Here is a 1,637-nt window from a genome sequence, read left to right as displayed (position 1 = left end):
AACTTGCCCGCTTCCTCGAGCACGGCGTCGACGGTCGCCTCGTCGAGATCGCCGTAAAGCCCGCTCGCCAGGGCTTCATTCAGGCCGGCGGCGTGCTTGAGCGCAAAAGCGATGTCGGAAACCGGCGCGCGGTAGGGCATGTGGTCAATCTACCGGGGAAAGCATCATCGTCAACGCGCAACGCCGTACCAGGTACCGGCCGGTTTGCCATCTGCGATCGTTGTCTTATAGAGTCCGGCGATCAGGAACCGGAAGAACGATGGCCTACCAAAGTTTTAAGGACCAGCCCGGTAGCTCGAAATCGTCGGAAAAATTCGCCAAGCTTCGTTTACCGGCGAGCCTGCGCGGCAAGCGCGTGCTGGATCTTGGCTGTAATCAGGGGTTTTTCTGTTTCGAGGCGAAGCGGCGCGGCGCCGCCCGCGTCGTCGGCATCGACGTCAGCCGGAAGTGGATTGTCGCGGCGCGTGAACGCGCGGCCGCCGAAAATCTCGACATCGAGTTCGAGGTAGGCGATTTCCAGGATGCCAAAGGTGAATTTGACTACATCCTGTTTCTTTCCGCGATTCATTACGCCCGCCACCCGAAGGCCGTGCTTCGCCACGCCTACAATCTTCTCGCGCCAAACGGCGTGCTGGTTCTCGAATGCGGCTTGATCGACGGCTTCGCTCACAGAATGGGGCGCGCGTTGCGCGCGATCGATGAGCGGTATTTTCCGAGCATGGAATTGTTGCGTGACGATTGGCTCGACATCTTTGCCGTCCGCAGCGTGGGGCAGAGCATCCCGCAGCCCGGCGACCCGGTTCCCCGCCGCGTTTTTCATTGCTATCCGCGCAAGCCGACGGTCGTCTTTGTCGGCGGCAAGGGAAATATCGGCAAGTCGACGATCTCGCGTCAATTCAAGAATCCTCTGGTGATTTCGACGGACAGTCTCCTTAACCCGACCCGGAACGAGCCGCGTGCGTTTTTGTCAGTTGAGCAGCAGGTAATTGACAAAGCGCTCAAGCAGCACGATCGGCACATCGGCGCCGCGTGGGAGGCGGTTCGCGATGACGAAACGGTCGTGCGCTATATCGCCGACGTGGTCGGCTCGATCATGACTCTCAATGAAACGCGCGATCTGATCGTGGTCGAAGGCGTTGCTGCGGGTGATCTCGCGCCGATCGTCGTGAGCAAGTTCAAAGGCAATTTCCTGTTCTGGATGCTGGACGCGGCCGAGCCTGACACGAGTCCCGTTGCGGTGCGCGCGGATGGCAATTCGAGCGAACAAAAGTCTGATATTGTTCAGGTTCGCGATAAAGCCGTTCCGCCGAAAAGGCGCGCCGTCGCCGCAGCGGTGCAGCCAGAAAAGCCGGGGCTATTGGCCAATTTGCGTGCGCGCTTTCGTTTTTGACCGCGGGCGGGTTGAAATCAGGCCAGAACCCCGTCCTTTTCAGCTTGAAATCGTTGCCGCGGGGCATTGACGCGGCTATTTTCTGGAGCTTCCTGCAGTCCCTTTGGATTTGGGGCGTAGCCAAGTGGTAAGGCAGCGGATTTTGATTCCGCCATTCCCAGGTTCGAATCCTGGCGCCCCAGCCAGCAAAAAATTGGATCGTTGCCGAGCTTGAAACAGCGCGGGAAGCGCGTCGAGCGATGATGAA

The 1,637-nt window shown here is 59.3% G+C and carries 1 protein-coding gene and 1 tRNA gene; both read left to right on the top strand.

Annotation, left to right across the window (positions count from 1 at the left end; translation table 11 throughout):
- Window positions 1-259: 259 nt before the first annotated feature.
- Window positions 260-1,390 (top strand): class I SAM-dependent methyltransferase, encoded by a 1,131-nt coding sequence (locus VHB22_RS00065; protein ID WP_325454899.1) that lies wholly within the window; start codon window positions 260-262, stop codon window positions 1,388-1,390.
- A 110-nt stretch (window positions 1,391-1,500) separates the two neighbouring features.
- Window positions 1,501-1,575, top strand: a tRNA-Gln gene (locus VHB22_RS00060).
- The last annotated feature ends 62 nt before the right edge of the window (window positions 1,576-1,637 follow it).

The organism is Hyphomicrobium sp. (assembly GCF_035548195.1).
GTDB lineage: Bacteria > Pseudomonadota > Alphaproteobacteria > Rhizobiales > Hyphomicrobiaceae > Hyphomicrobium_B.
The sequence above is the reverse complement of the archived record's forward strand: the minus strand, read 5'-3'. Positions and strand labels throughout refer to the sequence as shown.